Annotated in this window: 24 protein-coding genes, 1 tRNA gene and 1 pseudogene; 15 read left to right on the top strand and 11 right to left on the bottom strand. The window is 45.5% G+C overall.

Annotation, left to right across the window (positions count from 1 at the left end):
- The first annotated feature begins 117 nt into the window (after positions 1–117).
- The 10 genes and pseudogenes from LAY41_RS03895 (at position 118) to LAY41_RS03850 (ending at position 12,035) form a co-directional block, all read left to right on the top strand.
- Positions 118–1,377 (top strand): glycosyltransferase family 4 protein, encoded by a 1,260-nt coding sequence (locus tag LAY41_RS03895; protein WP_249094305.1) that lies wholly within the window; start codon positions 118–120, stop codon positions 1,375–1,377.
- A 130-nt stretch (positions 1,378–1,507) separates the two neighbouring features.
- A complete protein-coding gene (gene yqeK, locus LAY41_RS03890) occupies positions 1,508–2,098 on the top strand; it encodes a bis(5'-nucleosyl)-tetraphosphatase (symmetrical) YqeK (RefSeq protein ID WP_249094302.1) in 591 nt (196 codons plus the stop codon).
- A 111-nt stretch (positions 2,099–2,209) separates the two neighbouring features.
- Entirely contained in the window at positions 2,210–2,650 is a 441-nt protein-coding gene (rsfS, locus tag LAY41_RS03885) for a ribosome silencing factor (RefSeq protein ID WP_249094299.1), read from the top strand.
- Between the two features lie 460 nt (positions 2,651–3,110).
- Positions 3,111–3,611 (top strand): CGLD27 family protein, encoded by a 501-nt coding sequence (locus tag LAY41_RS03880; protein ID WP_249094296.1) that lies wholly within the window; start codon positions 3,111–3,113, stop codon positions 3,609–3,611.
- Positions 3,612–3,791: 180 nt separating this feature from the next.
- A complete protein-coding gene (locus LAY41_RS03875) occupies positions 3,792–4,745 on the top strand; it encodes an asparaginase (protein WP_249094293.1) in 954 nt (317 codons plus the stop codon).
- Positions 4,746–4,786: 41 nt separating this feature from the next.
- A tRNA-Met gene (locus LAY41_RS03870) sits at positions 4,787–4,863 on the top strand.
- A gap of 538 nt (positions 4,864–5,401) precedes the next feature.
- A complete protein-coding gene (locus LAY41_RS03865) occupies positions 5,402–6,889 on the top strand; it encodes a slr1306 family protein (RefSeq protein ID WP_249094290.1) in 1,488 nt (495 codons plus the stop codon).
- Positions 6,890–8,933: 2,044 nt separating this feature from the next.
- Positions 8,934–9,896, top strand: a pseudogene (ftsZ, locus tag LAY41_RS32750) (cell division protein FtsZ); the annotation flags it as partial.
- 286 nt (positions 9,897–10,182) lie between these two features.
- Positions 10,183–10,488: an RNA recognition motif domain-containing protein gene (locus LAY41_RS03855; protein ID WP_249094288.1), complete on the top strand. Its 306-nt coding sequence runs from the start codon at positions 10,183–10,185 to the stop codon at positions 10,486–10,488.
- Between the two features lie 149 nt (positions 10,489–10,637).
- Positions 10,638–12,035 carry a GTP-binding protein gene (locus LAY41_RS03850; RefSeq protein ID WP_249094286.1) on the top strand — a complete coding sequence of 466 codons (1,398 nt, stop codon included), beginning with the start codon at positions 10,638–10,640 and terminating at the stop codon, positions 12,033–12,035.
- A 71-nt stretch (positions 12,036–12,106) separates the two neighbouring features.
- Here LAY41_RS03850 and LAY41_RS03845 read toward each other — a convergent pair whose 3' ends face one another.
- From LAY41_RS03845 to LAY41_RS03835, 3 genes are read right to left on the bottom strand one after another with little or no spacing between them, the layout of a single operon-like run.
- On the bottom strand, positions 12,107–12,988 hold the full coding sequence (locus LAY41_RS03845; protein ID WP_249094284.1) for a polysaccharide deacetylase family protein: 882 nt from the start codon (positions 12,986–12,988) through the stop codon (positions 12,107–12,109).
- Between the two features lie 54 nt (positions 12,989–13,042).
- Positions 13,043–13,858 carry a hypothetical protein gene (locus LAY41_RS03840; RefSeq protein WP_249094282.1) on the bottom strand — a complete coding sequence of 272 codons (816 nt, stop codon included), beginning with the start codon at positions 13,856–13,858 and terminating at the stop codon, positions 13,043–13,045.
- Positions 13,859–13,880: 22 nt separating this feature from the next.
- On the bottom strand, positions 13,881–14,711 hold the full coding sequence (locus LAY41_RS03835) for a TlyA family RNA methyltransferase (protein WP_249094280.1): 831 nt from the start codon (positions 14,709–14,711) through the stop codon (positions 13,881–13,883).
- Positions 14,712–14,839: 128 nt separating this feature from the next.
- Here LAY41_RS03835 and LAY41_RS03830 point away from each other — a divergent pair, with 128 nt between their 5' ends.
- Positions 14,840–15,286, top strand: a complete 447-nt coding sequence (locus LAY41_RS03830) for a hypothetical protein (RefSeq protein ID WP_249094278.1) — start codon at positions 14,840–14,842, stop codon at positions 15,284–15,286.
- 3 nt (positions 15,287–15,289) lie between these two features.
- Here the strand turns inward: LAY41_RS03830 and LAY41_RS03825 are convergent, their stop codons facing one another.
- From LAY41_RS03825 to LAY41_RS03810, 4 genes are all read right to left on the bottom strand, one after another.
- On the bottom strand, positions 15,290–15,718 hold the full coding sequence (locus LAY41_RS03825; RefSeq protein ID WP_249094682.1) for a DUF29 family protein: 429 nt from the start codon (positions 15,716–15,718) through the stop codon (positions 15,290–15,292).
- Positions 15,719–15,816: 98 nt separating this feature from the next.
- A complete protein-coding gene (locus tag LAY41_RS03820; protein WP_249094276.1) occupies positions 15,817–16,245 on the bottom strand; it encodes a DUF29 family protein in 429 nt (142 codons plus the stop codon).
- A gap of 76 nt (positions 16,246–16,321) precedes the next feature.
- Positions 16,322–16,750: a DUF29 family protein gene (locus LAY41_RS03815; RefSeq protein WP_249094679.1), complete on the bottom strand. Its 429-nt coding sequence runs from the start codon at positions 16,748–16,750 to the stop codon at positions 16,322–16,324.
- 262 nt (positions 16,751–17,012) lie between these two features.
- Entirely contained in the window at positions 17,013–19,487 is a 2,475-nt protein-coding gene (locus LAY41_RS03810) for a tetratricopeptide repeat protein (protein ID WP_249094274.1), read from the bottom strand.
- A gap of 574 nt (positions 19,488–20,061) precedes the next feature.
- Between LAY41_RS03810 and LAY41_RS03805 the strand changes: the two genes are divergently transcribed.
- Positions 20,062–20,295, top strand: coding sequence for a hypothetical protein (locus LAY41_RS03805; RefSeq protein ID WP_249094273.1), 234 nt, complete (start codon positions 20,062–20,064; stop codon positions 20,293–20,295).
- A gap of 136 nt (positions 20,296–20,431) precedes the next feature.
- Here LAY41_RS03805 and LAY41_RS03800 read toward each other — a convergent pair whose 3' ends face one another.
- The 4 genes from LAY41_RS03800 to LAY41_RS03785 form a co-directional block, all read right to left on the bottom strand.
- Positions 20,432–20,860 (bottom strand): DUF29 family protein, encoded by a 429-nt coding sequence (locus LAY41_RS03800; protein ID WP_249094270.1) that lies wholly within the window; start codon positions 20,858–20,860, stop codon positions 20,432–20,434.
- 56 nt (positions 20,861–20,916) lie between these two features.
- Positions 20,917–21,090, bottom strand: coding sequence for a type II toxin-antitoxin system HicB family antitoxin (locus LAY41_RS03795; RefSeq protein WP_249094269.1), 174 nt, complete (start codon positions 21,088–21,090; stop codon positions 20,917–20,919).
- 367 nt (positions 21,091–21,457) lie between these two features.
- Positions 21,458–21,967, bottom strand: a complete 510-nt coding sequence (gene apcB / locus LAY41_RS03790; protein WP_249094266.1) for an allophycocyanin subunit beta — start codon at positions 21,965–21,967, stop codon at positions 21,458–21,460.
- A gap of 244 nt (positions 21,968–22,211) precedes the next feature.
- A complete protein-coding gene (locus LAY41_RS03785) occupies positions 22,212–22,502 on the bottom strand; it encodes a hypothetical protein (RefSeq protein WP_249094264.1) in 291 nt (96 codons plus the stop codon).
- Between the two features lie 476 nt (positions 22,503–22,978).
- On the opposite strand from LAY41_RS03785, the gene glnA reads away from it, so the two are divergent.
- The 3 genes from glnA to LAY41_RS03770 all read left to right on the top strand — a co-directional run bounded on the left by glnA (position 22,979) and on the right by LAY41_RS03770 (position 26,528).
- Positions 22,979–24,397: a type I glutamate--ammonia ligase gene (gene glnA, locus LAY41_RS03780; protein ID WP_249094262.1), complete on the top strand. Its 1,419-nt coding sequence runs from the start codon at positions 22,979–22,981 to the stop codon at positions 24,395–24,397.
- 408 nt (positions 24,398–24,805) lie between these two features.
- Positions 24,806–25,870: a class I SAM-dependent methyltransferase gene (locus LAY41_RS03775; RefSeq protein WP_249094259.1), complete on the top strand. Its 1,065-nt coding sequence runs from the start codon at positions 24,806–24,808 to the stop codon at positions 25,868–25,870.
- A gap of 160 nt (positions 25,871–26,030) precedes the next feature.
- On the top strand, positions 26,031–26,528 hold the full coding sequence (locus tag LAY41_RS03770) for a YbjN domain-containing protein (RefSeq protein ID WP_249094257.1): 498 nt from the start codon (positions 26,031–26,033) through the stop codon (positions 26,526–26,528).
- Positions 26,529–26,594: the final 66 nt, after the last annotated feature.

The raw sequence follows: 26,594 nt of genomic DNA, 5'->3' as shown, positions 1-26,594 counted from the left end.
TGGCGAGCCAGCACGGGGCGTAGCACTCAATACATACAGCAGGCTACCGTAAATACAACTACCCTAAGAAATAAAATTTCTTTCCCAGTCATCTGACAAATTGCATAAACTTGGGTTATGCACATCTTAATTTACTCATACAACTATCATCCAGAGCCGATCGGCATCGCCCCTCTGATGACCGAACTGGCAGAAGGTCTGGTCAAGCGCGGTCACAAAGTCCGCGTGGTCACCGCCATGCCCAACTATCCAGAACGCCGCATTTACCCTGGATACCGGGGTAAATTATACATGACCGAAGTAATAAACGGCGTCACCATTCAGCGCAATTATGTCTTGATTCGCCCCAAGCCGAGTCTGCTCGATCGAGTGCTGCTGGATGGTAGCTTTGTAGTTACCAGCTTCCTACACGCCCTCAAAGGTCAGCGACCGGATGTCATTCTGGCAACTGTGCCACCCCTGCCGGTCTGCCTGCCAGCTGCCCTTGTGGGGTGGCTTCGCGCCTGTCCGGTAGTTTTGAACGTCCAGGATATTCAACATGAAGCCGCAGTCCATCTCGATTTGCTCAAAAACAAAACAGTAATTCGCGTCTTTGAAGCGCTGGAAAAATTTGCCAACCGGACAGCCGCGAAAATCACCGTCATTGCTGATGGGTTTGTAGAAAACTTACTTGGAAAAGGCGTTCCACCTGAAAAAATAGAGCTGATTCCCAACTGGGTCGATGTCAATTTCATCCGTCCCTTACCAAAAGAAAACAATCCTTTCCGGGCAGCTCATCAACTCAATGGTAAATTTGTCGTACTCTACTCCGGTAATATTGCCCTCACCCAAGACTTACGAAATGTTATTAAAGCAGCAGCCTTGCTACGTCATATCCCTAAAATTGTGTTTGCGATCGTGGGTGAAAAGCAAGCCTTGGAGCGAGTTGAGTACTATTGCCAACTAGACGGAGCCGATAACGTCAAACTCCTGCCATTTCAACCCCGCGAACAATTGCCAGAAATGCTTGCTGCGGCTGATGTGGGGTTAGTTACCCAAAAGTCTAATGTAATTGCCTTCAACCTGCCGTCGAAAATTCCTGTGCTGCTTGCTTCCGGTCGCCCGATTATCGCCTCCGTGCCTGATACTGGTACGGCTGCTAAGGCAGTGCAACAAAGCGGCGGCGGTTTGGTGGTTACTCCTGAAGACCCCAAAGCCCTAGCATCTGCTATTGAAGGACTGTACAACAATCCTGACAAAGCTGAAATGCTGGGTCATCAAGGCAGACAGTATGCGATCGAACATTATTCGTTTGAGCAAGCCTTAAATCGGTATGAGGAACTGTTTGCATCTTTCCGCACTCAGCCAGCCTCAAAGCCAAGACCGTTGCCAAGCTAGGAAATGCTCAACATTCGTTTGGCAGGGTGCGTCACCTTCTCAGACTCAGAAACGATAATATAAACAGATCGATCGATCGTAGGACTGCCTATGATGATGTACTATTTGTGGTAAGGAGTTAGCTAAACTAATGCGCGATCGGGTAATATCATGGTTAGCAGATAACGTTCCCGATTCCCGGCTCCAACATATTCTCAGGGTTGAGCAGATGTCGATCGAATTGGCTTCTTATCACAATCTGGATGTGGCCAAAGCCGCTCAAGCTGGGTTGATGCACGATTTGGCCAAATATTTCAAACCCCAAGTTCTGTTGGAAATGGCACGGTCAGAAGGTTTAGAACTCGATCCGGTAGATGAGGCAAATCCGCATCTTTTACACGCAGAAGTAAGTGCTCTAGTTGCCAGAGATCGGTTTGGGGTTCAAGATGAAGAAATATTGCAGGCGATCCGGAATCATACCTTGGGCAGATTCGGTATGAGCTTGCTGAGTTGTACCGTGTTTCTAGCTGATAGTCTGGAGCCTGGGCGTGGCAACTCTGGGGAGTTGGAGGCTTTGCGACAAGAAAGTCGGCAAAATCTCTACCAAGCTGTATGGGGAACTTGCGATTATTCAATGAAATATTTGATAGAAACCCATCGTTTAATTCACCCTAGAACGATACTTACTAGGAATTGGGCTATGCAAATAGCCAGCAAAAAAGTGCTTAGTGGTACAGCATAGCGGTTAAAAGTTAGCAAATTTATTTACAATAAAGACAGTGTAGGATTCAAGAATTGGTAAAAGCCAAAGAAATTCTTTACCTTTAGAACTCGATAAGGCTCGAGGGATTTAATGTCTGATAACATCAAAACCGTAGATTCCGCTTACCCAACAATATTGACAAATCCTAGTGCTGCTAAGCCAGCCGGAGCGAGGGAAGATGCCAGCCGGGAACTGGCTTTGAAGATGGTGGAAGCTGCCAGCGATCGCAAAGGAGGTGATATTGTCTTACTCCGAGTGTCAGAGGTTTCGTATCTGGCAGATTATTTTGCGATCGTCACCGGCTTTTCTAGAGTGCAGGTACGGGCTCTTTCCCAAGGGATTCAAGAGAAGGTAGAACGAGAGTTGCAACGTCTTCCCCTCCGAATTGAGGGACAAGCGGAGGGAAGTTGGGTACTCCTAGACTACGGCGATGCGATCGCGCACATCTTGATACCCAGCCAGCGAGAGTTCTATAATCTGGATGCGTTTTGGGGCCACGCAGAACGGATCGATATCCAAATTCAAACTTAGGAAGTAGCCGAAGTAATGCAAGAGTGGATTAGCAACGTCAGTAACCCACCCCTAAAGGGGATGGGCTTGTAAGAGAAATCAAGCAAGCCGCACTGACCAGCCTAAGTCTTCACTGACTACGTTTTTTGAGTCACGACACCGGGTGAATCCGAAGCTAGTTCCCTGCTCTGTCATTTGCAATTAAACAGTTCTAAGGTCACTGGAATAGTGTTGCAAGTCTAACAAGCTCTTAAAACTTTGGCGAAGCTAACATTACCCCGAAAGGGAGGCTCAATCGAGCAAACAAAAATCCATTATGCGTACAGGGTTGTAAAGCTTGAGATGGTAATTGTCCCATCGAAAGTACATTACAAAAGTACACCGAGTTGATCAACCCCAAGGCGGTAATGGTCATGGCGGCTTTAGCCGCAAAAACTCCTCCCATGCATGAAGGCGATGGGTTTCCGTTTTGGATAAGTTTATGATGGAGTCTTCTGTTTCTGTATGCCCAGTTCCATCTGAACAGCTACCCATCAACGAGTACCAAGAATTGAAGGATTCTTGGTACTTTAGTTGGGGCACTCTTGATTGGGCCACTTATATTAAGAAGATGGCTTGGGTATGGGGTTGGAGTTGGTTGCTCGCAGGCCCTGTGGCATCGGCAAGTTTTGCCCCTCAGAAGGCTTTAGGCCAGTTTATCTTGTGTGGCGCGGGTCTATCTACTTTGTTGATGGGGTTAGCGATGCTGCGGCTATACTTAGGCTGGACTTATGTGCGCGATCGCTTGGCCGATACCACAGTAGTATATGAAGAGTCAGGCTGGTACGATGGGCAATGCTGGACTAAACCTCCAGAAATTCTCACGCGCGATCGGCTGATTGCGACTTATGAGATTCAACCGATTCTTGGGCGGCTGAGGCGAACCTTTGGACTGCTAGTGCTATTTCTCTGCATCGGCGGCTTCATTTGGATTCTTCTTTAGATCTGTCAGCCATCAGGGGAATTGGGTGCCGAATCCTAAGTCGGAAGTCTTTATTCAAAACTCAAAGTTTTTTAAACAAGCTCAAGGAATTATTCGTATGCGGTGTCAACCTGGCCCCCCTTGTTTTCTCCCGCTAATTCCTAAGAGGAATATAGTGGTGGTTCCAAAGGGGAAAGACAGATGACAAGGGGAAAAAGAACTCAATCAGCCGAACTAGAAGTGACGCTGCTCAGGGAAGGCATTGCTGAATCAACACATCGCGTCCAGGCGGTTGTATGTGACGATCGCGGACGCATACTATCAGTGGCAGGCAACGCCGAAACGGCGACTTTTGCCCGATCGGCTCTCAAGCCTTTCCAAGCACTGGCTGTTACCGCGATCGGCACGCTAGAACGGTACGGTCTGACAGATAGAGATTTAGCAATTATCTGTAGTTCCCACCTGGGCAAAATTGAGCAGGTACGCCAGGTTTTTAACGTCCTTTGGCGCTGCGATATCGACCCGTCGGCACTCCAGTGTCCGATCCCGGCTGGTAAAGAAAGTCCCCTGCAATATAATTGCTCTGGCAAACACGCGGGGATGCTAGCTATCTGCCAGCAACGAAATTGGCCTCTCAATACTTATTTGCAGCGCAACCACCCCGTTCAACAGCTAATTTTGAGCAAAGTGGCCGAATTGCTGCGGATGCCAGGGGAAGAGTTTATTAACGCCCACGATGATTGCGGGGCTCCGACCTATTTCATGCAGCTGGGGCAAATGGCTTCGTTGTACGCCCAGCTGTCCTCCGGTACAAATTTGGATATGGAGCGGATTGTCCGCGCTATGACTCATCACCCAAATTTGGTCGCAGGTATTGGGGAATTTGATACGGAACTGATGCGACAGACTCAAGGGGAACTCGTAAGTAAGGGTGGAGCCGAAGGGATTGAGTGCATTGGCAGAGTGGGCGAAGGCATGGGTCTGGCAATTAAGGCGATCGATGGCGCTAAGCGGGCCAAATACGCGGTGGCCATTCACCTGCTCAGGCAAATGGGCTGGATTACTCCAACCGTTGCCGAATCCCTCTCTGAAACCTTTATGGCCTTGGGGAAATACAAGCGTTTAGAAGTTGTTGGAGAATTATCGCTAATTTAGTTGCAAGTTTTCTAAACTTGTGTTTATACTAGAGAGAGCGACGCGGGATAGAGCAGCCTGGTAGCTCGTCGGGCTCATAACCCGAAGGTCAGTGGTTCAAATCCACTTCCCGCCACCAAATACAAAATAAAAAGAAGCTCTGCAATATAAAATAGTTGCAGGGCTTCTTTTTATGGTGATAAGGAGGGTAGCGGGGGCTTATACCAAATCCGCTTCGATTACCCCCGTTATTCAAAGGAGGGAGTGGGGGGAGTGGGAGAGTGGGGGAGTGGGGGAGTCGGAGAAGGAACAACATTGAGGCAGAAAAAGGGGGTAGCAGACCCGGATTTGGTATTAAAAAATATCTTATCTTTTCTTATCTGCGTTTATCTGCGTTTATCTGCTTTCATCTGCGGTAAAATTTTAACCCATGATTCCCACAGACAATGCCGATGTAACCGAATATGATATTACTCAGCAGACAGAATCAAAAGCGTCATAAGCTTTGCAAACATAAATGGTTGCAGAGTTTTGTTTTAAGCTGGTAATTATAGCTAGGGGCTAGGGGCTCTTTTACTAGGGACTAGGGTCAGAAGGGTTTAGAATCCGCCAACGTTTCAGGAATTCAGAATGTCTTAACCGCCTTGGCGGTTGCTATATTAGGTATAAAAAAAATTATGACTGGTCTTTGGCGTCGTCCGATTTTGGTTGGAGGAGTGGGACTCTCATTTTTGCTCTGGCTGTGGCAGAGTTTCGACGATATGGCTGGGCAGATGGATGAAGTGGGTATGTTAGGTGCGATCGCACTTGGCGGTTTTTGGTTATTTCGGAAAAAAAGAGCCAAAGCTACCCCCATACAGTTAGATATATCGCTCTTTGACCGATCGACTGCCGAAAAAGCGATCGCTGCTTCAGAATTAGTTATCGCCCAAGTAGAGACAGAAGCAGCAGATGCCGATGCTAACGCGCAACTACGTCAGAAAGTCGCTCAAGTGACGACAGAATTAGACCGGAAAGAGATAAGCTTGGCGGTTATTGGCGGGAAAGGATCTGGCAAAACCACTTTGATTCAAGCTTTACAGTCCAGTTGGGTTCCCCAAATTAAACAAACTATTCATTTGAAAGAGACACCGCCTTTATTTGCGGGGACACAAACTGGTTTGGCAGCAGAGAAAGACGCTTTGGCAGTTGCTAGAGCTTCTGACTTGGTATTATTCGTCACGACTGGCGATTTGACAGAGCCAGAATTTCAAACTTTGCAGCAGCTAAAGGCAGCTAATCAGCGAAGTGTGCTGGTTTTTAATAAAGAAGACCAGTATTTACCAGAAGAACGAGCGGTAATATTGCAGCAGCTACAGCAGCGGATGCTTTTAACGCTGGAGGCAGATGATACAGTAGCGATCGCAGTCTCTCCCAAAGCGATCAAAGTACGCCAGCACCAAACAGATGGGACGGTGCAGGAATGGTTGGAAGAGTCAGTTCCAGAAATAACGGCGCTGACAGAACGCTTAGGCCAAATTCTAGCCCAGCAAAGTCAACAGTTGGTATGGGCAACCACCTGGCGTGCAGCCATTACTTTGAAAGCAGAAGCGAAAACGGTGCTGAATGGGGTGAGACGCGATCGCGCTTTACCTGCGATCGAGCAATATCAGTGGATAGCCGCAGCGACAGCTTTTGCCAATCCTATACCGGCACTCGACCTAGTGGCAACTGGCGCGATCAACGTCCAGCTAGTTTTGGATCTGGGTAAAATTTATCACCAAAAATTCTCCCTCGAACAAGCTCAAGATGTGGCAGGGACAATGGGTGGTTTGATGCTTAAACTGGGTTTGGTGGAGCTTTCAACCCAGGCGATTACTGCTGCCCTCAAAAGTAACGCGATCACCTTTGTCGCTGGAGGTTTAGTGCAGGGAGTCAGCGCTGCCTATTTGACTCGGTTGGCAGGTTTAAGCTTAATTGAGTATTTCCAAGAACTAGATGCGGTTATGGGTGACGGCGAGAATGGTTTAAAACTCGATCGCTTGCGCGAAACACTGCAAAAGGTTTTTCAGCAAAATCAAAGGATTGCTTTCTTGCAGTCTTTTGTTAAGCAAGTTGTGGGGCGTCTGGTGCCAGAAGCGCAAGACCCTCAACTTACCAGTTCCGAGATAGCTGTGAGCAATTAGGGATAGACTTCTGACAAGTAGTAACGCAAGTTGCTAGTTATATAATCGAGGCTGGTATTAGGTACGTTGTTGCGCTTTAGCGCTCTTATTACAACTAGGATAAGAGCGCTAAAGCGCAACAACGTACCCAGAGTGCAAGTAACTAGCAACTTGAAGTAGTATAGGGTGCGTTTCGCCACGTTTTGAAATGATGTCTACGCAGCGTAATTGGCTACAGATTACAGAATATGTCTCCCTTGCCGCCTCAGCTGTAGGAACCGTCGCCGCTGCTGTTTATGGGCAGGTGGCTATGGCAGCAGCGCCTCTGACAGTGGCTTTATCATTGAATTTGGTGAATCGACAGCGATTGCAACAACAGACGCAGCAGGATACCAGCAGCGCGATCGCGCAATTAGATCGAATTGTTCAATCCCTGCAACAGCAAGTGCAAGCGCTACCAGACCAAACCCTCAGTCCGATCGCTGAGTCTCTATCGGGTTTGGAGAATATAACTGAGACGCTAGCTAATCGGCAAGAGGAATTGGCCCAACAGTTGCAAGCAGGATCGCAAACACAAGCGATCGAACAGTTGCAAACAGCGCTAGCGTTTTTAAGAGAACAACTGATTGGTTTGGGACTGCGGATCGACAATTTGCCTATTCCAGAACCAGTTAACCTGAGTGGGGTAGAAGGGGAAATCGCCAATTTGCACGATCGACTGGATGTTCTAGTTGAAGAGTTTAGCTCAAGACCAGAAGTCCCTGGATTAGCAAAGATGCAACAGGACACCACCAGCTCGATTACTCAGTTACATCACATTTTTGAATCTCTACATCAGCAAGTCGAAGCGCTACCAGAACAAACTCTCAGTACCATTAATCAATCGATCTCTAGAGTAGAAAACTTAACTCAAGCCCTAGCCGATCGACAAGAGAACTTAGCCCAGGATTTCCAAGCGCGACCGGAAACAGAAGCTATAGCACAGCTAACCGAGCAATTGAGCGCTTTGGCGTTATATCTGAATAATCTTCCTGCACTAGAAGGAGAAGTCACCAATCTACGCGAGGAACTGGATAACCTATCTGGACAGTTTAGCTCAAGATCGGAAGCCACTGCACTGCCACAGGTACAGCAGGAAAGCAACAGCGCGATCGCTCAGTTCCATCAAATCCAAGCCGAAATTTCTTCTCTGCGCGGTCAAATAGACGCCCTCACCCAACAGTTTACCTCAAGGCCAGAGCTAGAAGTACTGCCACAAGTGCAACAGGAAAGTAGCAGCGCGATCGGTTATGTACGTCAAATACAAGAAGAGATCGCTTCTGTACGCAGTCAGTTGGATAAACTAACTCAAAAGTTCAACTCCAGATCGGAGGTAGAAGCAGTCCCGCAGGTACAACAAGACCCTAGCAATGCGATCGCTCAATTACATCAACAATTACAGGGTGAAATTAATAATCTGCGTATTCAACTAAACGATTTAACCGAACAATTAAGCGCTAAACCTGGGTTAGGAACACTAGCACAAATACAACAAGAAAGTAGCAGCGCAAGTGCCCAGTTGGATCGACAATTACAAGCAGAAATTAGCAATTTTCGTTCTCAGCTAGACGACATAACCGAACAGTTAAGCAGTAAAGCAGAAGGAGCAGAAATAGCACAAATACAACAAGAGAGCAAAAGCGCGATCGCGGTTTTACACTTCCAATTACAAGGGGAAGTAACTTATCTGCGCTCTCAGCTAGATGACATAGCGGAACAGTTAAGAGCCAAAACAGAGGTAGCGACGCCAGTAGAAATACAACTGGACACAAATAGTGCGATCGCGCAATTGCACGCACAATTACAAGGGGAAGTAACTTCTCTGCGCTTTCAGCTAAATGACATAGCCGAACAATTGAACGGTAAACTAGAGGGAGTAGCACTAGCAGAAATACAGCAAGAAAGCAAAACCGCGATCGCGCAATTACACGCACAATTAAAAGGAGAAGTAACTTCTCTGCGCTCTGAATTATCCGACCTAGATCGAGAATTTAGCTCAAGACCAGAAGTAGCTGCGATCGCCACTTTGTCAGAAGCCCTCACTGCACTACAGCCGCCAAAACTGGAAAATTGGCCCCGCATCAAAATCAAAGTTATTAGTGTTGGCGGAGGCGCACAAAAAGCCATTAACCGGGCGCTTGCGAGTCGTATAAGTAACGTTGAATTTTGGTCTATTAACACCGACTATCAGGAATTGACTCAATCCTATGCTCCCAATCGCTTGCAAATAGGACAAAGTTTGACCAAAGGACTTAGTGCGGGTGGCGATGCAGCTATTGGTCAGAAAGCAGCTGAAGAATCTCGTCAGGAAATTGAAGCGGCAGTAGAACAAACCGACTTGGTATTTATTATTGCTGGAATGGGAGGCGGTACGGGTACAGGCGCTGCACCAATTGTAGCACAAATTGCTAAAGAAATGGGAGCATTAACCATTGTAATTGTCACTCGTCCTTTCATTCACGAGGGACGAAATTGCGCCAAATTGGCGGAGGTCGGCATTACTGCTCTGCAAAATAAAGTGGATATGTTGATAGTTATTCCCATCGATAATGTCTTTTCCATGATTTCAGAATGGACGCCGATTCAAGAAGCTTTCCGAGTAGTCGATGATTTGGTTTGTCAAGGAGTTCAAGGAGTAGCTAATATTATCAACAATCCGGGATTGGTAAATGTAGATTTAGCTGACTTAAAAAAAGTAATCGCATCTGCTGGTCTTGGAGTAATAGGCACTGGTGTAGGTACTGGTAAATCTAGGGCGAAATCAGCAGCGATGGCAGCGATTTCGTCACCGTTGATGGAAGTGCCAATCAAAGGAGCAAAAAGCGTTATATTTTACATTACTGGCAGTAGCGATATCAGCGTGCAGGAAATTAATGCTGCTGCGGAAACAATGAATCAAGCTGTTGATGCCAACACAAATATTACTTTTGGGGCAGGAATTGACGATCGCCTGCAAGATGAGGTGAGAATTACTGCGATCGCAACTGGATTGCCTGTACCCACTTCTAGATAGCGCCCCTTACTTAGCCGCTTGCATACCCATTCGGCATAAGGCATCCTTTTCGGGCGATCGCCTTCCATATTGTCATTGTTGCTTTTTGTAACAGTTATTTCGCTTTCCGCTTTTTTTCCAGAGGGCGCGTTAGACTTATGGGTGAGAATAAAATTCGGTTGCAGCGTTTGTTTTTAGTATTAACAGGCTTTTTGTTTTTGGTATTGGCAGGCTTCTCTCCGGAATCTCAACTTCTACACCTTTTTGATTTGGGAGACAAGTTATGTCTATTTATGTAGGCAATCTTTCCTACGAAGTTATCTCAGAAGATCTGAGCGCCGTTTTTGCAGAATACGGCACGGTCAAGCGGGTTCAGCTACCCACAGACCGCGAAACAGGTCGTCTGCGCGGCTTTGGTTTTGTGGAAATGGATAGCGAGACTGAAGAAACGGCAGCTATTGAAGCCCTTGACGGGGCTGAGTGGATGGGCCGCGACATGAAAGTCAACAAGGCCAAGCCCCGCGAAGATCGAGGTTCTTTTGGTGGCGGCGGCGGTCGGCGCAATAGCAACTCCGCTCCTCGCTACTAAGCTTTAATGCGCTTGCTCTAAAAGCGCTTTGATACTTATAAAAAGGTTCAGGCATCAATGCTTGAGCCTTTTTCCTATTTTTATCAGAAAAGTCAGGAATAGGAAAAATGATGAAAATAGATCTGTAGCCTGTCCTTCCTTATCCAACCTTGAGCAATCCTCAATCCTCCCAACCCAATCCAGAAGCTGGGCGTCACAGCAACCGGCAAGAATCTCACTTATCCCTTGCTCGTTCTAGTATCCGACGCGCTTTATCTGGATATACTCCCAAAATTCGGGCATCCCTGCGCTCCGAAATAGAAGTTTTGACCAACAGCTTACAAAAACTAGACCAAGGCGTGATTCGCATCGCCGCTTTCGGTTTAGTCAGTCGCGGCAAATCAGCGGTTTTGAATGCCTTGCTGGGTCAGAAAATCCTGCAAACCGGGCCACTCAACGGCGTTACCCAGTGGCCCCGCTCTGTCCGCTGGACGATCGCTTCAGAACCCCCCCTTACTAAGGAGAAGGGGTTCTCCAAAGTCCAAATGGAGTTAATTGATACGCCGGGATTGGATGAAATTGAGGGACAAGCAAGGGCAACGATGGCGCAGGAGGTGGCGCGTCAAGCAGATTTGATTTTGTTTATCGTTTCTGGCGATATCACTCGCACCGAGTATCAAGCGCTGTGCGAACTGCGACAAGCCCAAAAGCCGATAATTTTGGTATTTAACAAAATCGACTTATATCCAGAACAAGACAGACAAGCAATTTACGAAAATCTGCAAGAACTGGGTGCTGGTAGCAGTGGTGGTAGGCGTCTCCAACAGTTATTATCTCCAGATGAGATAGTGATGGTGGCGGCAGAACCAGCACCAATTCAGGTGCGTGTCGAGTGGCCGGATGGTAAAGTTACTTACGAATGGGAGTCGCCACCCTCGGATATAGACGAGCTGAAGGAGAAAATTCTCAGTATTCTAAATAGAGAAGGTCGATCGCTCCTCGCCCTCAACGCCTTGGTTCAAGCAAGGGAAGCCGAAGCAACTATTGCCAGTAAAATCTTGGAATTACGCAACACTGAAGCCGAAGACCTGATTTGGCAATTTACCAAGTATAAAGCTCTCGCCGTCGCCCTCAATCCGATCGCTCTTTTGGATATCTTGGGCGGAACTATAGCGGATTTGGCACTAATCCGCGAGCTGGCACGACTGTATAATCTGCCCATGACAAGCTACGAAGCTGGGAAACTCTGGAAAACAATTCTGTTGAGTTCTGGTGGTTTACTGCTGGGCGAAATGGGTAGCAGTTTGCTGTTGGGGTTGGGTAAGAGTGCTGCTGCTGTTGTCTCTGGTGAAAACCCTACTAGCCTGACTGCTTATGGAGGGGTGGCTATAGCCCAAGCCGGTATAGCCGGATATGGAGCCTACGCCGTCGGTCGCGCCGCACAAGTATATTTAGAACAAGGTTGCACTTGGGGGCAACTGGGGCCAAACACAGTCATTCAAGAAATTCTCGATCGAGTGGAACCCAGTACCATTCTCTATCGCCTGCGTCAGGAATTGCGGCAATAGCTGCGATCGGATTTCAGATTTCAGATTTGAAATCTGCAATTCTTCAATTTTAAATTTCCCAATGACTAAATTTAATTTTTAATTGTCATAGCCCTTTCCGCCATCTGGATCAGCCTTTTGGGTGTTTTCGCGTGATTCACGCTTAACCGGGGTATCTGATAATTGCTTCTCAACCAACCTAATTTAAAAATTCTGCTATTGTACAAATACCCCGACAAATAATATTTAGACACATACTCTTCAACCCGTTGGTTTAAAGCACCATAAGGATATGCTATGTGAGAAGCGACTGTTTTATCTGGGTCTAAGTCTGCTGTACATTCTCTCAGTCTAGCTTGTGCTTCTGAAATTTCATAAATTAAATCTTTAGTATTTAGTTCTGTTAATTTTTTATGATTTTGTCCGTGAGATTGAATATCATAAAAACCTTTGATAAGCCCTTTTCTCAAATTCTTACAAGTTATATTGTAAGAAGTTTTTCTTTCCGACTTTGCCATTGTACCCGGATTGATAAATAAAACAACTTTAACTTTTTGAGAATATTCATTTTCCAAATCCTGCAAAACCGGCAGTAAATTTGTATAAAATGTTTTATATGAATCATCAAAAGATATCATGATTGGCCTTTGACCTAGATGTTCGGGTGGTATATGCTTAGATTTAGTTATAAAATAGTCATAAAGTTCTTGAGTTGAAAGTAACCAAAAATTGTGGCTGACTAGATAATCTAAAAATTCTCTCAAATCTTGCTTAGTGTAATCCATTGCTGGCAACGGGCTACCTTGAATGCCTTTCTCCTGTGGTTCTTCAATATCAATGATGCTATGAAAGCCAAGAAGAGGAATGCGTGGTGCTGAAAAATTTAAAATTAACCATATGGTAGCTATAAAAACTAGACTGGCAATAAAAATACGGATAGTAAAATTTTCAAATGTCAACTTTATTAGCTTCATTGAGCAAATCTCTCAAACGGTTAAATGGTAATATTAAGATAACCAAACTCAGTATCAACGATCGCGGACGCGACGCGGTGGGAGTTGGGTTAGGGGTTTATTTGAACGAGGTTTAAACCGAGGCGGGACTGGAGGAAACTTGGGAGGGGAAGGTTGAAACCACCTGGCAATTTCTTGGCGACCCAAATGGAAATGGTAAACGGTTGTAAATGCCGATAACGAGAAGTAAAAAAATCGGATTGTCCAGCTGCCACACGCCAATAATCCGGTAATTATCTCTGGTTTTAATTTGGTTATTTTAGTGAAACCTAGAAATTCTGACTTTACTTTTTTTTCCATTTCTTCCGCTTTCATCATTTCCTTTTGTTTGGTTGGAAGAATGGGAAATTGAGCGGTATAATGATAAAAACCTAAGAAGCCATTAAGGTTAACTCTTGACTTCAAAAAAGAGTTAGTTATAGTCTCGGCTTGCTCAATAGTTATATTTTGTTGTTCGGCAAAATCTTCTATCCAAAAATTATATTTAACAAAAGCGCTTGTACTGAAAAGAAATGGCACTAATATGATTAGTAATACAGCGCTAGTCTTGATTTGAGCATACTTCGGCAACAAAACACTTGCTAAGCCAAACCCCATTCCTAGTATAGCAAAGACAATGACGTTGACAAATTCACCTATATCTAAGATTGTAAATAAATCGCCAATGAATAGAATGTTATATATAAGTTGTTCGCAAACAAAGCTTGTAGCGATTTTGGTAATGAGGACTAGAAAAATCAGATTTAGAACGATAACGACATACAAAAAAATTTGAGCCAGTAGCTTAACGACATTAAAAATAGTTTGAGCCAGTAGCTTGAAGGATTTCATTGAATTAACATCGCATTAAATGTTAGGTACGGGCTACAGCAGAATTGCTGAGTTCCCTTTTTGCAGCTTGGGCTAGAACACAGATAGTCTCTAAATCGGGAGCCGAGTTTGGGCTATCCATGCCCAGCCACAAAAGATACTCTATATTACCAGCAGGGCCGGTGATTGGCGACCAAGTTAAGCCGCGATATTGCCAGCCAATTTTTTGGGCGGCGGTGTATACTTGCGCGATCGCACCCGCTTGGTCGTCAGTATCGCGCACAACGCCCTTTTTGCCAACCCGCGATCGCCCGACTTCAAACTGCGGTTTCACGAGCAATATTGTCTCACGGGGAGCCTGAAGCAGCTGCCATAAGGCAGTCAAGATTTTTGTCAAGGAAATGAACGAAACATCCACTACCCCCAAATCGGGAAGTTCAGCATCGCCGTACAAATGATCTGGGGTGAGATATCGCAAGTTAGTGCGTTCTCGCAGAATCACTCGCGGATCGTTCCGCAAACCCCAATCTACCTGTCCGTAACCCACATCAATGCCGTAAACCAGTTTTGCCCCAGATTGCAGCAGACAGTCGCTAAAGCCGCCTGTAGAGATGCCTCCATCAAGGCAAATGCGCCCTTCAACCTGAATGGTAAAGATTTGTAGTGCTTTGGCTAGTTTTTCACCGCCTCTGGAAACGTAGGGCGATCGCTCTTTAATCTGAATCTGCGCCGATATCTCGACTTGGGTCCCCGGTTTGTCGATTAGCTGCTGATTCACCCGCACTTCCCCAGCACAAATCAGCCGCTGTGCCAACTGCCTAGAGGAGCATAAGTTAAGTTCTACCAACAATGTGTCTAGTCGTTCTTTTGTCATGGATTCATCAAATTGTAGAGATTTATGCAGTTAATGCACACAAACCTGGCTAAAACTGTCGCATATGTAACAATTATCTTAGATATCTAAGAACCCAGCGGCCTAGTTTCCGCAGTCGAGAGCCACCTATGTTAGAAACGAAACTGACAACTTGCGCCAATCTACTCTACCAATGGCTTTTACCGCGAGCTACTGCCTCCTCGAAGCTGAAAGTTGATTTACTGGATTTTCAGGCGTGGACGGCGGAGTATCGAGAGAAGCCATTTAGCGATCGCGAAATTCTCGAAGCACTCAGACAGTTAAAGGAACTTCAGCTTGTTACGGTTAGTAGAGCCGAAGTAACCCTGGAAGTCAAACCAGAGAATAATGTATTTTTCAATACAGAACGACCCACAGAGTCGAGCGAAAGGCCCGATCGATTCATGCAGCTGCTGCGAATTATTTTAGGCTCTTTCTTTTTCGGGTTAATTTCTATTACTTTTGGTTTAGTTATGGTACAGATACAACCGCAAGTTTTAACAACGCCTAACCAATGGAGTGTTTTGGGTGAAAGAAATATTGACTCAGGTAATTGAAATTCACTCCGGCGGTAAAATCAAAGCCAAAGCTCGATTTAGGATTTCCTCTTGATTAACCAGTTGCTCTAATTCTTCCGGTTCGTAACGTCCTTCTTCTACTTCTAACGAAGCTTTGTTAATCGCTACTCGGTAAGCAGATTCCAAAACTTCACGTAACTCTTCTGGCGGTAAGTAAAACCCTGCCAATTTCGGTCGCTTATTTTCGTCATTAATTTCTAAAACAGAATTGCAAATTGAGATATCCCAAGAACGAGTAGTACGATTTTCAGCTTGTTGTTTAATCAGATGCAACAGCAGAATTACGGCATAGCTACGAATCGTCTTAATTATATCTTTTTTGCTCATTTCTTCCAGTTCTTCAATAATTGCTAACGAACCTTTGATATCCCCTTGGAGTAGAAGTTCTTTGAGATCGAGTATTTCTTCCATAGCAGGCTTTTCCGAATTCGGATATTTGTATTGTAGCTGAAAGCGAAGATGAATAGTATAGCAACCGCTCTCGTCGGTTAGGACAGTATTAAACACATTCATTCTGACGATAAAATCAAAGCTAAGGCGCGATCGATAATTTCCTCTTTGTTAACCAGTTTCTCTAATTCTTCCGGTTCGTAACGTCCTTCTTCCACTTCTAGGGAAGCCTCGTCAATAGCGTTCAGATAGGCTTCTTTTAGAGTTTCCAATAACTCTTCTGGCGGTAAGTAATAACCTTCAGCTTTCCGGCGCTTATTTTCTCTCTGAATTTCTCGAACAGAATTGCGAATTGAGACTGACCAAGAACGAGTGGTGCGATTTTCGGATTGTTGTTTAATTAAATGCAACAGCAGAATTACTGCATAGCTACGAATCGCCTTTATTATATCTTTTTTGCTCATTTCTTCAAGTTCTTCAACAATCACTAACGAACCTTTTATATCGCCTTTTAGCAGAAGATATTTGAGTTCGAGTATTTCTTCCATAGTAATTTTTTCCAAATGCGAAGATTTTTTTCTCACTGAAGACTCGCTCGCTTTTTCCTACAAGCTTCTCGCGGATTCACTCTGGCGGTAAAATCAAAGCTAAGGCGCGATCGATAATTTCCTCTTTGTTAACCAATTCCTCTAATTCTTCAGGTTCGTAACGTCCTTCTTCTACCTCCCTAGCAGCAGCATCAACAGCATCTGGGTAAACTTCTTCTAGCGTTAAACGTAATTCTTCTGGTGTTAGGTAAAATCCTCCAGCTTTGCGCCGCTTATTCTTTCTTTGAATTGTCCTAGCCGAATTCCGAATCGACGACTCCCAAGACCGAGTGCTGCGATTTTCTACTTGTTGTTTAATCAAATGCAGCAATACTATTATTCCATAGCTACCGATGTTATTAATTTTGTCATCTTTGCTCATTTGTTCGAGTTCTTCAACAATTGCCAATGAACCTTTGATGTCACCTTTAAGCAGCATATCTTTGAGTTCAAGTATTTCTTCCATAGCGGGTTTTTCCGAATTCGGATATTTGTATTGTAGCTGAAACTTCCACATTAGATCGAGGCGATTGTAGGGGAAAGTAGATTCGGTGATTCGCTTGAGAACTTCGGGTGAAGCGTTGGCAAGTGCTTTTTGAACTTCAGGGGGAAAGTTTGCTGTGTCCATAAATCCGATTGTGAATGACAGTTTAGCCCTATTATAGTACGGCTTTTATATTCATAATAAAGTTATTTAAAGAAAATCCATCCCTCACCTTAAATCGCCTTCACTCATTTGTTGTATCCTGGGATTGTTCAATTTCTGCTGAAACTTCCTCCAGTATTTCTCGAACTAAAGGATTATCTTCTAGCATCTCTAAATCGGCAGCACCTTCACGAATTACCTGCCTCAAGAAATTTGTAAAGTTTTCACGAACCTTAACAGTAAGGGGATGACCCGACCCTAACCTCTGCTCGCGAATCGTCAAAGCTTGCACATACAATTGCTGCGCTTCGCTGTGGCGTCCTTGAGATTGGTAGAACATAGCCAAATTGTAGAGGCTCTTTGCTACGTCGGGATGCTCCTCTCCCAGCAGGCGTTTAAAAAGTTCTAAGGCTTCTAAATATAGTGATTCCGCTTCCTCGTAGCGCTCTGTATCTTCATAGACTAAAGCTAGATTGTTCAGGCAAATTGCTACATTACGATGCTCCTCTCCTAGCAGACGTTTCCACATTTCCAACGCTTCGACTAACAATGGTTCTGCTTCCCTGTAACGAGCTTGAGATTGGTAGAGCATTGCCAAATTGTTGAGGCATCCTGCGACATGGGAATGCTCGTCACCTAGTAAACGTTTGTTGAGCTTCAAGGCTTGCAAAATCAACGGTTCCGCTTTTTTATAAAGACCTTGCGAATCGTAGAGGTTGGCCAGATTGCGGAGGCAAGTTGCTACTTCTTCATGCTCATCACCTAGCAGGTGTTTGTTCAGTTCCAAAGCTTGCAAAAACAACGGTTCCGCCTCACTGTATCGGCCTTGATTCTCGTAAAGCATAGCTAGATTGTTGAGGTAAGATGCTACAAGGTGATGCTCGGAACCGAAGCGGACTTTAGTGACAGCTAAGCGCTCCTCAAGCCAAGGTGCTGCTAAATCATAGAACCCTTGATCTCTATAGAATCTGGCTAAGGCTGTAAAAGGTGAGGGTAAATCGTCATTGCTAAGATAGGCAATGTGATGCTTAGCCACTTCTATCAGATGCGGGATGTTAGGATTGAAAGCAACAATTAAATCACGATTAGCTTGATAAGGAAGTTGCTTTGCAACCGCTGCCATTTTTGCTACAAAATCACGCTTCAAATCCTCCGCTTTCTTTAATTGCGCTAATTTATCCTGGAAAAATTCTCGAATTAACGAATGCAATTGATAACTTTCTGCACCTTTTTCATCCAGCAAATGCAGCTTTCGCAAATTTTTAATCGCTGTTTCCCAAACTTCTACCTCATTCTGACCTAACCCCCTAACCCCCTTCCCTGCAAGGGAAGGGGGAACATGAAAATTCAAAGCCTCTCTCCTTGCAGGAGAGAGGTTTGGAGAGAGGTCTTCCTCATCCGCCTCGAACGACAAAGGAATCGGCGCTAACGCATATAAACTGAGGCGACAGCCAATTGTTTGTGCATTTTCATCCATTTCTCCCAAACGTTCCCAACTCAATTCAAACGCCGCCGCCAAAGCGCGACTCGACTTTTTATCGAGAGTTGGGTTATGCTGCGGGTCAAAGGATGCGTGTTGGAGTTTCTGATTTTTCAACCGCGCCAACATCGTCTGAAGCGACAATTTAGGAAATTCTTGCAGATAGCTTCCCACTAAAGTCAAAGCCAAAGGCAAACAACCCAGCCATTGACAAAGTTCGGCAGCTATTTCTGACTCCTGAGAGATGCGGCTTTTGCCGATAAACGACTGCAATATCTCGATAGCCGCCTTTAATTCCGGCACCTTCACAGATAACTGTTGCACCGATGAATTCAAAGAAAAATCCAACTGAGTCGTCATCAGCACTTTAAAGCGCGAATTCCGAGGCGGTAGGTAATCTTCAATTTCGCTATATCGCTTCACATCATCCAGCAACACCAAAACTTCGCCGTCTCTTTGCCAACGCTTCCAGCAGAATTGCACCCGACTTGGCAAATCTCGGTCATCCGGCGCAATTAAATTAAATCCATCTTCAAAAAACCGGATTAATTCCACTCCCATTTGAGGTTCTTGTCCCGCCAGCCTGCAAGCGCCACCGGGATAGTCCGCCAAATGTTGCCTAGCATATTGGATGGCGAGTTCCGTTTTCCCCACGCCAGCCATACCCGCCACCGCAGTAATGGCGACTTGTCCGTTTTGCTGCAATAATTCGTGCAGTTCGGCGAGTTCTCGTTCCCGTCCGATAAAGCGACTGGGGTCAATTCCTTGGTGGCTGACGTTTTCCGGTGGGGTGTTAGCAACGGATTTTGTAGCGGATGTAACGGATGGGTTGTCGGTAGGTAGCGGGGGTAAGTCGGGTTCGATGTAGACGATGCTTTGCCAATCTAAGCCCAGCTTCTCGCTAAATTCGACAAAATTGAGATAATCAACAGGGTGGCCGTTAAGGAAGTTGCTAGCCGTAGCGTAGGCTATCCCCATCTCCGTCGCGAAAGCCTTGACGCTAGGAAAGCCACACCGCTTTCGCGCTAGTTTAACTCGTTCTATATATTTTGGGGCAACTTTGAGCGATCGCGACATAGCCCAACCTTTACCAATTTTCTCATATCTTATATTGTGCGCGATCGGGCGTGTGGGTGATCGACCTCACCCGCCTGCGATTCAAATCGCAGGCTAATAGCGAAAGTCCTCTGAAAGAGGACTGCTAGATAATTTCAGTGCGTTAGCCCGCCTGCGATTCAAATCGCAGGCTAATAGCGAAAGTCCTCTGAAAGAGGACTGCTAGAACACCGATTCAGTAATCTCAGAAACCGGGTTTTTTTGCTATAAAAGCCCGAAATTCTGTCCCTACTACCCCAAACAGCCGTCTTTTCTAATTCCTCAGTCCACTTCAGTGGACTTCAGCTATTAGCCTGCGATTTGAATCGCAGGCGGGCTATGACTGCGATTTGAATCGCAGGCGGGCTATGACTGCGATTTGAATCCCAGGCGGGCTATGACTGCGATTTGAATCCCAGGCGGGTCATCCGCATAGATGAGAATATTTCCAGAAGTTATACACAAGTTATATAAACGCATATATTTCTTAGCTTCAAACGCATTTATCAGCCGAGTTTGATGAGGTTAGAACAAAAAACTCACAACACGAGGCAACATGAAATCTTCCTTACCATCCTCACAAACTCAAAGCATCAATCCTTTATCTAACCCAGAATCGGAAATTAAATTAACCGAGTTTTCTGCTAATTCAAAATTAATCAAAACCAACCTAGTTCCAGTTATCGAATTTGCAATTTCCAGGATTGCCGATTTACTCTTTCCAGGCTTAGGTAACTTGCTTGACGCCTGTTTCCTCATCTGGCATTTGTTAGAGAATCGGGAAGAATAGCGCGATCGCACTTCTACGCGCACCACCTAGACTGATTTTCTTGTGGGGCGGGCATTTTGCCCGTCCTTTCCTTCTTCCTCTGCGTCCTCTGCGCCTCTGCGGTTCAATCAAAAAGCGATCGCAAGTCGAGCGCGTTTCATGATTCCGGCGATATAAGTGCCATTGCGCGATTCAAGATTTCTTCTCGATTAACCATAGTTTCCAGAGTATCGGCATCATAAAGCCCTTCCTCTACTTCTAAAGAAGCAGCTTTGATCGCATCTGGGTATGCTTCTTCTATAGCCAAGGATAATTCTTCTAATGTCAAATAAAAACCTCCTGCTTTCCGCCGCTTATTCTTCTTTTTAATTGCCGAAGCCGAGTTATAAATATATACATCCCAAGAACGAGTCGTGCGATTTTCTACTTGCTGTTTGATTAAATGCAACAATAGTATAATGGCATAACTACCAATATTATTAATTTTATCATCTTTACTCATTTCTTCAAGTTCTTCAACTATAGCTAGCGAACCTTTGATATCGCCTTTGAGCAGTAAGTCTTTCAGGGTCAGTAATTCTTCCATAATAGTTATTTTTAGGTTTTACTATTTTCGATTCACACATTATTGTAGCTACTAAGTCAATAATAAGGAAATTCTTCTAAATACAACTCTGTTGCTTCTTTAAGATTAACCAACGCCTCTTCTATCGTCTCACCCTGACTCGCCGTACTCACTTGAGGACATTTCGCCACATATACATCCTCTTCCCAAAAAACGATCGCCGTAAAAGTCCGAGATTTTATTAGACTCATATTAAACAGCTTAAACTGTCAGGGACTACCCATTGTTCTTGTTAAATACTAACTATCATCTTCTAAAATTATAAGTTATACAGGACTTAGGCACTAACCAAGGTTTTGCCCCCCTAGCCCCCCAAATCTGGGGGGAGAAGAGTCTTGTTACCCCCAGATTTGGGGGGCTAGGGGGCAAAGGGGGGAAATGACTAAAATCCAAAATCCAAAATCTAAAATCCAAAATTGATTGAGCGATCGCACTCCATCCCCTCACCAGGAAAAAAACGCGATCGCTCTTATTGTAGGGTAGACAACTTGCCTGCCCCTTATTTTTGTAGACCAGATTTCAGATTTTAGATTCCATCTAAAATCCAATATCTAAAATTTAAACATCTTGTTCGCTAAACTCGCGAGTCAGATGGTCAAAAGGCTGATCCACAAACGCCGTATTTACAATCCCAGCAGCTGCCACTTGTTCTTTCACAATATCTTTCATAATCTGGATACCGCGCACCGTTGGGCCGATCGGTACACCTAAAGAATTGTAAGTTTCCCGCAACCCTTGCAGCACCCGCTCATCCAGCACATTCGTATCGCCTGCCACCAAAGCATAGCTGGCATAGCGCAAATAATAATCCATATCCCGCAGACAGGCGGCATAGCGACGAGTCGTGTAAGCATTTCCACCGGGGCGAATCAGTTCCGGCAGTTCTTCAAACAACCGCAAACCAGCCTGCTTGACAATTGCCGCCGCATTACCATTAATCACAGCCGCCGCCGCAACCCGCGCCGTACCCGTCTCAAAATAAGCTTTCAGCGTATCGATACCATTCCGGTCTAAATACCGACCGCTAACATCGTAATTTCTAATCAGATTTGTTACTGCGTCCCGCATGAAATTGCTCTCCCAGTGATTACTATCGGGGTTTTGCTATTGCTGAATTACCTTTGCGTGCCCAGCACCCGTTTTGCTAACCATCGGACTGGCACACTACCTCCAAAGCTTAAGCTCTACATTCACAAAGCTAAGCCAGGAAGCACAATCGTTTTTGCTTGGCATAGATAGCCGATTGTAGTTTACAACAAAACGATCGCCCAAAAGTTGAATCCCGCTGCATTATCCCAAGGGAAGAGCCAGACTAAGCAAGAACTTTTTCTCTGGTGCGATCGCTCAACCGGCAGACTGGATACTGAACCTTCTCGCGGCTAGAAGACCTGAACCAATCCATGACCAGATTGGGGAGCAAATTCAACTCCTCTGGATATCGCGGCTGCGGGTCATTCACCAACCAGATCGGCGGCACCATCATCGGGTCATACTCTGCAATAATATCCACAACGCCCGATCGCCGCTTCAACTCAACCCGCTGTCCTGGACGGTACTGGAGCGCTTCCCGATCCTCAAAATCTGCCTGCAATTTAAAAGCCATTCTTATTTCCTCTATAAACTGTAGTTATTGATACCATTTTATATATCAAACCGAGCTAGAAAACAGCATTCTGTTAACTTAGCTACAAAATTTAATTTTTTTTTAATATTCCTGGTGTCCCAGAAGGCCAAGATCTTGTAATTTAAGATACAAAATATCCTTAGCTCTGTCTTTAGCATGATGCAGGTACACTAAGTTTTTAGGCATCAATCATGAGCGATCTGGCACTTAGCCAGATCTGGGACGAACCCAGATAGCTCAGTTTCATCTGTCCCGAAGCTAAACTTGCCCCCATCCAGGGGACTTTCCGCCAGTTATTGTCTAGAGGTCAGATCAACCCAGCCAGACTTATTCTGTTCAATACGACGGTGAATTAAACAAAATTTAAGCTGTACTCCCCTTGACCTGACGCTTCACTTCCACTCATTATCATTATCCAAGCTTAAAGCTGGCACAGAAAATCAAGGAGCTAATTTATGGCCCAGACCCCGCAAGACGTATTGAATTGGATCCAGCAGGAAGACATCCAAATTATCGACCTGAAATTTATCGATATGCCAGGTATTTGGCAACACTGTTCTTTCCATCGCAGCCAAATTGACGAAAGCTCCTTCCTAGATGGCGTAGCATTCGACGGTTCCAGCATTCGGGGTTGGAAAGCCATTAACGAGTCAGACATGATGATGGTGCCAGATCCAACCACAGCTTGGATCGACCCATTCATGAAAGAAAAAACCTTGAGCATGATCTGTAGCATCAAGGAACCCCGTACCGGCCAACCTTACAACCGCGACCCCCGCACCATTGCTCAGAAAGCAGTAGACTACCTGATTTCTACCGGCCTTGGCGATGTGGCCTTTATTGGCCCAGAAGCCGAGTTCTTCATCTTTGATGATGTCCGTTTCGACCAAACCGAGAACAAAGGCTACTACTACATAGACTCAGTAGAAGGTCGTTGGAACTCCGGTAAAGAAGAAGGCCCGAACCTTGGCTACAAGCCTCGTTACAAAGAAGGTTACTTCCCGGTTCCACCCACCGACACCCAGCAAGATATCCGCACAGAAATGCTGCTAACAATGGAAAAGTGCGGCGTACCAATTGAAAAGCATCACCACGAAGTAGCCACTGGCGGTCAAAACGAACTGGGAATTCGCTTCTCAACCTTAGTAAAAGCGGCTGACGACTTGATGACTTACAAATATGTCATCAAGAACGTTGCCAAGAAATATGGCAAGACAGTCACATTCATGCCGAAACCGCTGTTTCAGGACAACGGTTCCGGGATGCACACCCACCAATCCATTTGGAAAGACGGACAGCCCCTGTTTGCAGGCGATAAATACGCTGGCTTGAGCCAAATGGCGCTGCATTATATCGGTGGTTTGCTCAAGCACGCCCCAGCACTCTTGGCAATCACCAACCCCACTACCAATTCCTACAAGCGGTTGGTGCCTGGATTTGAAGCACCCGTAAACTTGGCTTATTCCCAAGGTAACCGATCCGCTTCTATCCGCATTCCCCTGTCTGGCACCAATCCCAAGGCGAAGCGCTTAGAGTTCCGCTGTCCCGATGCCACTTGTAACCCATACCTGGCGTTTGCGGCTATGCTTTGCGCCGGTATTGATGGGATCAAGAACCAAATTGACCCAGGCGAACCTCTAGATGTGGATATCTACGAACTGAGCCCAGCAGAATTGGCTAAGGTTCCTTCCACTCCTGGTTCTCTGGAAGGGGCGCTGGAGGCTTTGGAGAAAGACCACGCTTTCTTGACCGATACAGGGGTCTTCACCGAAGACTTGATTCAAACCTGGATTTCCTACAAACTCGACAAGGAAGTCAACCCGATGCGGCTACGTCCCCATCCCTACGAGTTCGCCCTCTACTACGATTGCTAAGGCCAACAGCAGGACTTACGCGCCTTGCTTGTCTGTTTTGACGCTTGTGTGGGGTGCGGGGTATTGGGATTGCTCCTTGTCCCTAACCCCTACACAAAACAAAGATTTCTCTTTATCCTGCGTAAGTCTCGATCGATTTAAAGCATCCTTAGCGATAAATCGCCTCTGACTAGCCCAGCCACCCTGTTGGTGGCTGTTTTTGTATCCAGGAAGTCTGTATTTTTTCGTTACAATTCTTCACATTCTCGCTAAAGTCACATAAGTTAGGACAGTATTGAGTACTCAGTACTCAGCACTTTGCGATTGCGCTGCAACGCAGCCTATGGGTAGAGGGAAAGATTAGGGATTTTTTCGTTACAATTATTTACAGTAAATAGCTACCCATCTAAAATCGAGCAAGCCATTCCCATGTCTGACACCCTAACAAAACTGGCCTATCAGACTTTTCAGCAGGGCAAAAGTTACTTTGGTCTAGCTCACAAAACTTTAAGTTCGCAGTTGCTGAACTTGATTTATCCTTCTGATAATCAGAATCTTAAACCTCTGGGCCCTGAGATTTTACTAAAACTTCAACAAAAGCTCGATCGACTGCTCGAAGCAGATTGGCAGGATGCCGAACAAGCTGTATATCCCTCCAGCTTGCTTTTCGATAACGCCTGGTCAGACTTTTTTCGCTTCTATCCGGCGATTTTGTTGGATCTGCCGCAAATCAAGCAGCGGGCCAACCAGAAGAGATATCAGGAGTTTTCGCCAGAGATTGAGAAGGTTGGTTATCCCAGCTACTACTTGCAAAACTTCCATTACCAGACTGACGGCTACTTGAGCGATATGTCAGCCAATCTCTATGACTTGCAGGTGGAAATTCTCTTTAACGGCGCAGCAGATGCGATGCGGCGGCGAATTTTAGCTCCCCTCAAGGAAGGGTTGAAAGCTTTTAGTTCGACTGCGCCTCAGCAAATCCGGGTTTTAGACGTAGCTTGCGGGACTGGTCGGACTCTGAAATTTATCCGTGGCGTTCTGCCACAAGCATCCATCTTTGGTATGGATCTTTCACCAGCTTATTTGCGGAAGGCAAATCAGCTGTTATCTGAAAATCCAGATGAATTGCCGCAGCTCCTCCAGGCTAACGTCGAGGAACTACCTTACTTGGATAATTATTTCCATGCAGTAAGTAGCGTTTTTCTATTCCACGAGCTACCTGCGGCGGTGCGTCAGCGGACGATCGAGGAATGTTTCCGGGTGACTAAGCCAGGGGGAGTTTTTGCGATCTGCGACTCAATTCAGGTCAGCGATTCTCCCGATTTCATGTCGATGATGGAAAATTTTCCAGCGATGTTCCACGAACCCTACTACAAGCATTACACCACTGATGATTTGGTGGAACGTTTGGAGAAAGCAGGCTTTAGGGATATTTCTACTGAAGTCCACTTTGTGAGCAAGTATTGGATTGCACACAAACCATCTGAGTCGTAAGTGGGAAATATGATGAGGGCGATCGCCTAAACTCTAGCCGATCGCCCGATCTTTTGTGCAATTCTATAAAAAAAATAATTAATAAGCTGTCCAGCAGCGTATCTCTAGAGGATACAGTTGGTTCAGACATATCCCAACGAAGCGCAAACAGAAATATTTTATGACGACTTACCAGCCAGATGCGGAAACAGTTGCTACTCAAACCTTATCTAGCAACGAGGTAGTAGACAAGCTACTACAGGAAGCAACGGGAGTCAATTATGTGGAGGTGATTCAAACCGTCATCTCCAGCATGGCACAGGAAGACAGCGCGATGGTCAGTCAGACTGAGGTTGGTCATCTGTGGAAGTTTAAGTATGGTAGTGTTGAGGTGTTTGTACAGCTCACTGGTTCGACGGATGATGACACTTTGACGGTTTGGTCTTCAGTGCTGGGGCTACCTGCTAAAGACGAACTGCAATTAATGCGTAAGCTTCTAGAAATGAACGGCGCTGAAACTTTTGAGGCTCGTTTCGCAATTGTCAACGATCGAGTGGTTGTGATATCAAGTCGTACTGTGGCTGAGCTTTCCCCTGGCGAAGTCTCCCGCACCATCACAATTGTGGCTACGATCGCAGATAACAACGACGAACTCTTGCAGGAGCAATTTGGTCAATAGTCATCGGTCATTGGTCATCGGTCATTGGTCATTGCTATGAACCATGAACTATGAACAAATGACTAT

Source organism: Argonema galeatum A003/A1, from assembly GCF_023333595.1.
Lineage (GTDB): Bacteria > Cyanobacteriota > Cyanobacteriia > Cyanobacteriales > Aerosakkonemataceae > Argonema > Argonema galeatum.
This window is presented reverse-complemented; position numbering and strand designations above follow the sequence as displayed.

Excerpts from the sequence above, each read along its gene's own strand:
- LAY41_RS03895 (WP_249094305.1), top strand. The coding sequence starts at position 118 with ATGCACATCTTAATTTACTCATACAACTATCATCCAGAGCCGATCGGC.
- yqeK (WP_249094302.1), top strand. The coding sequence starts at position 1,508 with ATGCGCGATCGGGTAATATCATGGTTAGCAGATAACGTTCCCGATTCC.
- rsfS (WP_249094299.1), top strand. The coding sequence starts at position 2,210 with ATGTCTGATAACATCAAAACCGTAGATTCCGCTTACCCAACAATATTG.
- LAY41_RS03880 (WP_249094296.1), top strand. The coding sequence starts at position 3,111 with ATGATGGAGTCTTCTGTTTCTGTATGCCCAGTTCCATCTGAACAGCTA.
- LAY41_RS03875 (WP_249094293.1), top strand. The coding sequence starts at position 3,792 with ATGACAAGGGGAAAAAGAACTCAATCAGCCGAACTAGAAGTGACGCTG.
- LAY41_RS03865 (WP_249094290.1), top strand. The coding sequence starts at position 5,402 with ATGACTGGTCTTTGGCGTCGTCCGATTTTGGTTGGAGGAGTGGGACTC.
- LAY41_RS03855 (WP_249094288.1), top strand. The coding sequence starts at position 10,183 with ATGTCTATTTATGTAGGCAATCTTTCCTACGAAGTTATCTCAGAAGAT.
- LAY41_RS03845 (WP_249094284.1), bottom strand. The coding sequence starts at position 12,988 with ATGAAGCTAATAAAGTTGACATTTGAAAATTTTACTATCCGTATTTTT.
- LAY41_RS03840 (WP_249094282.1), bottom strand. The coding sequence starts at position 13,858 with ATGAAATCCTTCAAGCTACTGGCTCAAACTATTTTTAATGTCGTTAAG.
- LAY41_RS03835 (WP_249094280.1), bottom strand. The coding sequence starts at position 14,711 with ATGACAAAAGAACGACTAGACACATTGTTGGTAGAACTTAACTTATGC.
- LAY41_RS03830 (WP_249094278.1), top strand. The coding sequence starts at position 14,840 with ATGTTAGAAACGAAACTGACAACTTGCGCCAATCTACTCTACCAATGG.
- LAY41_RS03825 (WP_249094682.1), bottom strand. The coding sequence starts at position 15,718 with ATGGAAGAAATACTCGATCTCAAAGAACTTCTACTCCAAGGGGATATC.
- LAY41_RS03820 (WP_249094276.1), bottom strand. The coding sequence starts at position 16,245 with ATGGAAGAAATACTCGAACTCAAATATCTTCTGCTAAAAGGCGATATA.
- LAY41_RS03815 (WP_249094679.1), bottom strand. The coding sequence starts at position 16,750 with ATGGAAGAAATACTTGAACTCAAAGATATGCTGCTTAAAGGTGACATC.
- LAY41_RS03810 (WP_249094274.1), bottom strand. The coding sequence starts at position 19,487 with ATGTCGCGATCGCTCAAAGTTGCCCCAAAATATATAGAACGAGTTAAA.
- LAY41_RS03805 (WP_249094273.1), top strand. The coding sequence starts at position 20,062 with ATGAAATCTTCCTTACCATCCTCACAAACTCAAAGCATCAATCCTTTA.
- LAY41_RS03800 (WP_249094270.1), bottom strand. The coding sequence starts at position 20,860 with ATGGAAGAATTACTGACCCTGAAAGACTTACTGCTCAAAGGCGATATC.
- LAY41_RS03795 (WP_249094269.1), bottom strand. The coding sequence starts at position 21,090 with ATGAGTCTAATAAAATCTCGGACTTTTACGGCGATCGTTTTTTGGGAA.
- apcB (WP_249094266.1), bottom strand. The coding sequence starts at position 21,967 with ATGCGGGACGCAGTAACAAATCTGATTAGAAATTACGATGTTAGCGGT.
- LAY41_RS03785 (WP_249094264.1), bottom strand. The coding sequence starts at position 22,502 with ATGGCTTTTAAATTGCAGGCAGATTTTGAGGATCGGGAAGCGCTCCAG.
- glnA (WP_249094262.1), top strand. The coding sequence starts at position 22,979 with ATGGCCCAGACCCCGCAAGACGTATTGAATTGGATCCAGCAGGAAGAC.
- LAY41_RS03775 (WP_249094259.1), top strand. The coding sequence starts at position 24,806 with ATGTCTGACACCCTAACAAAACTGGCCTATCAGACTTTTCAGCAGGGC.
- LAY41_RS03770 (WP_249094257.1), top strand. The coding sequence starts at position 26,031 with ATGACGACTTACCAGCCAGATGCGGAAACAGTTGCTACTCAAACCTTA.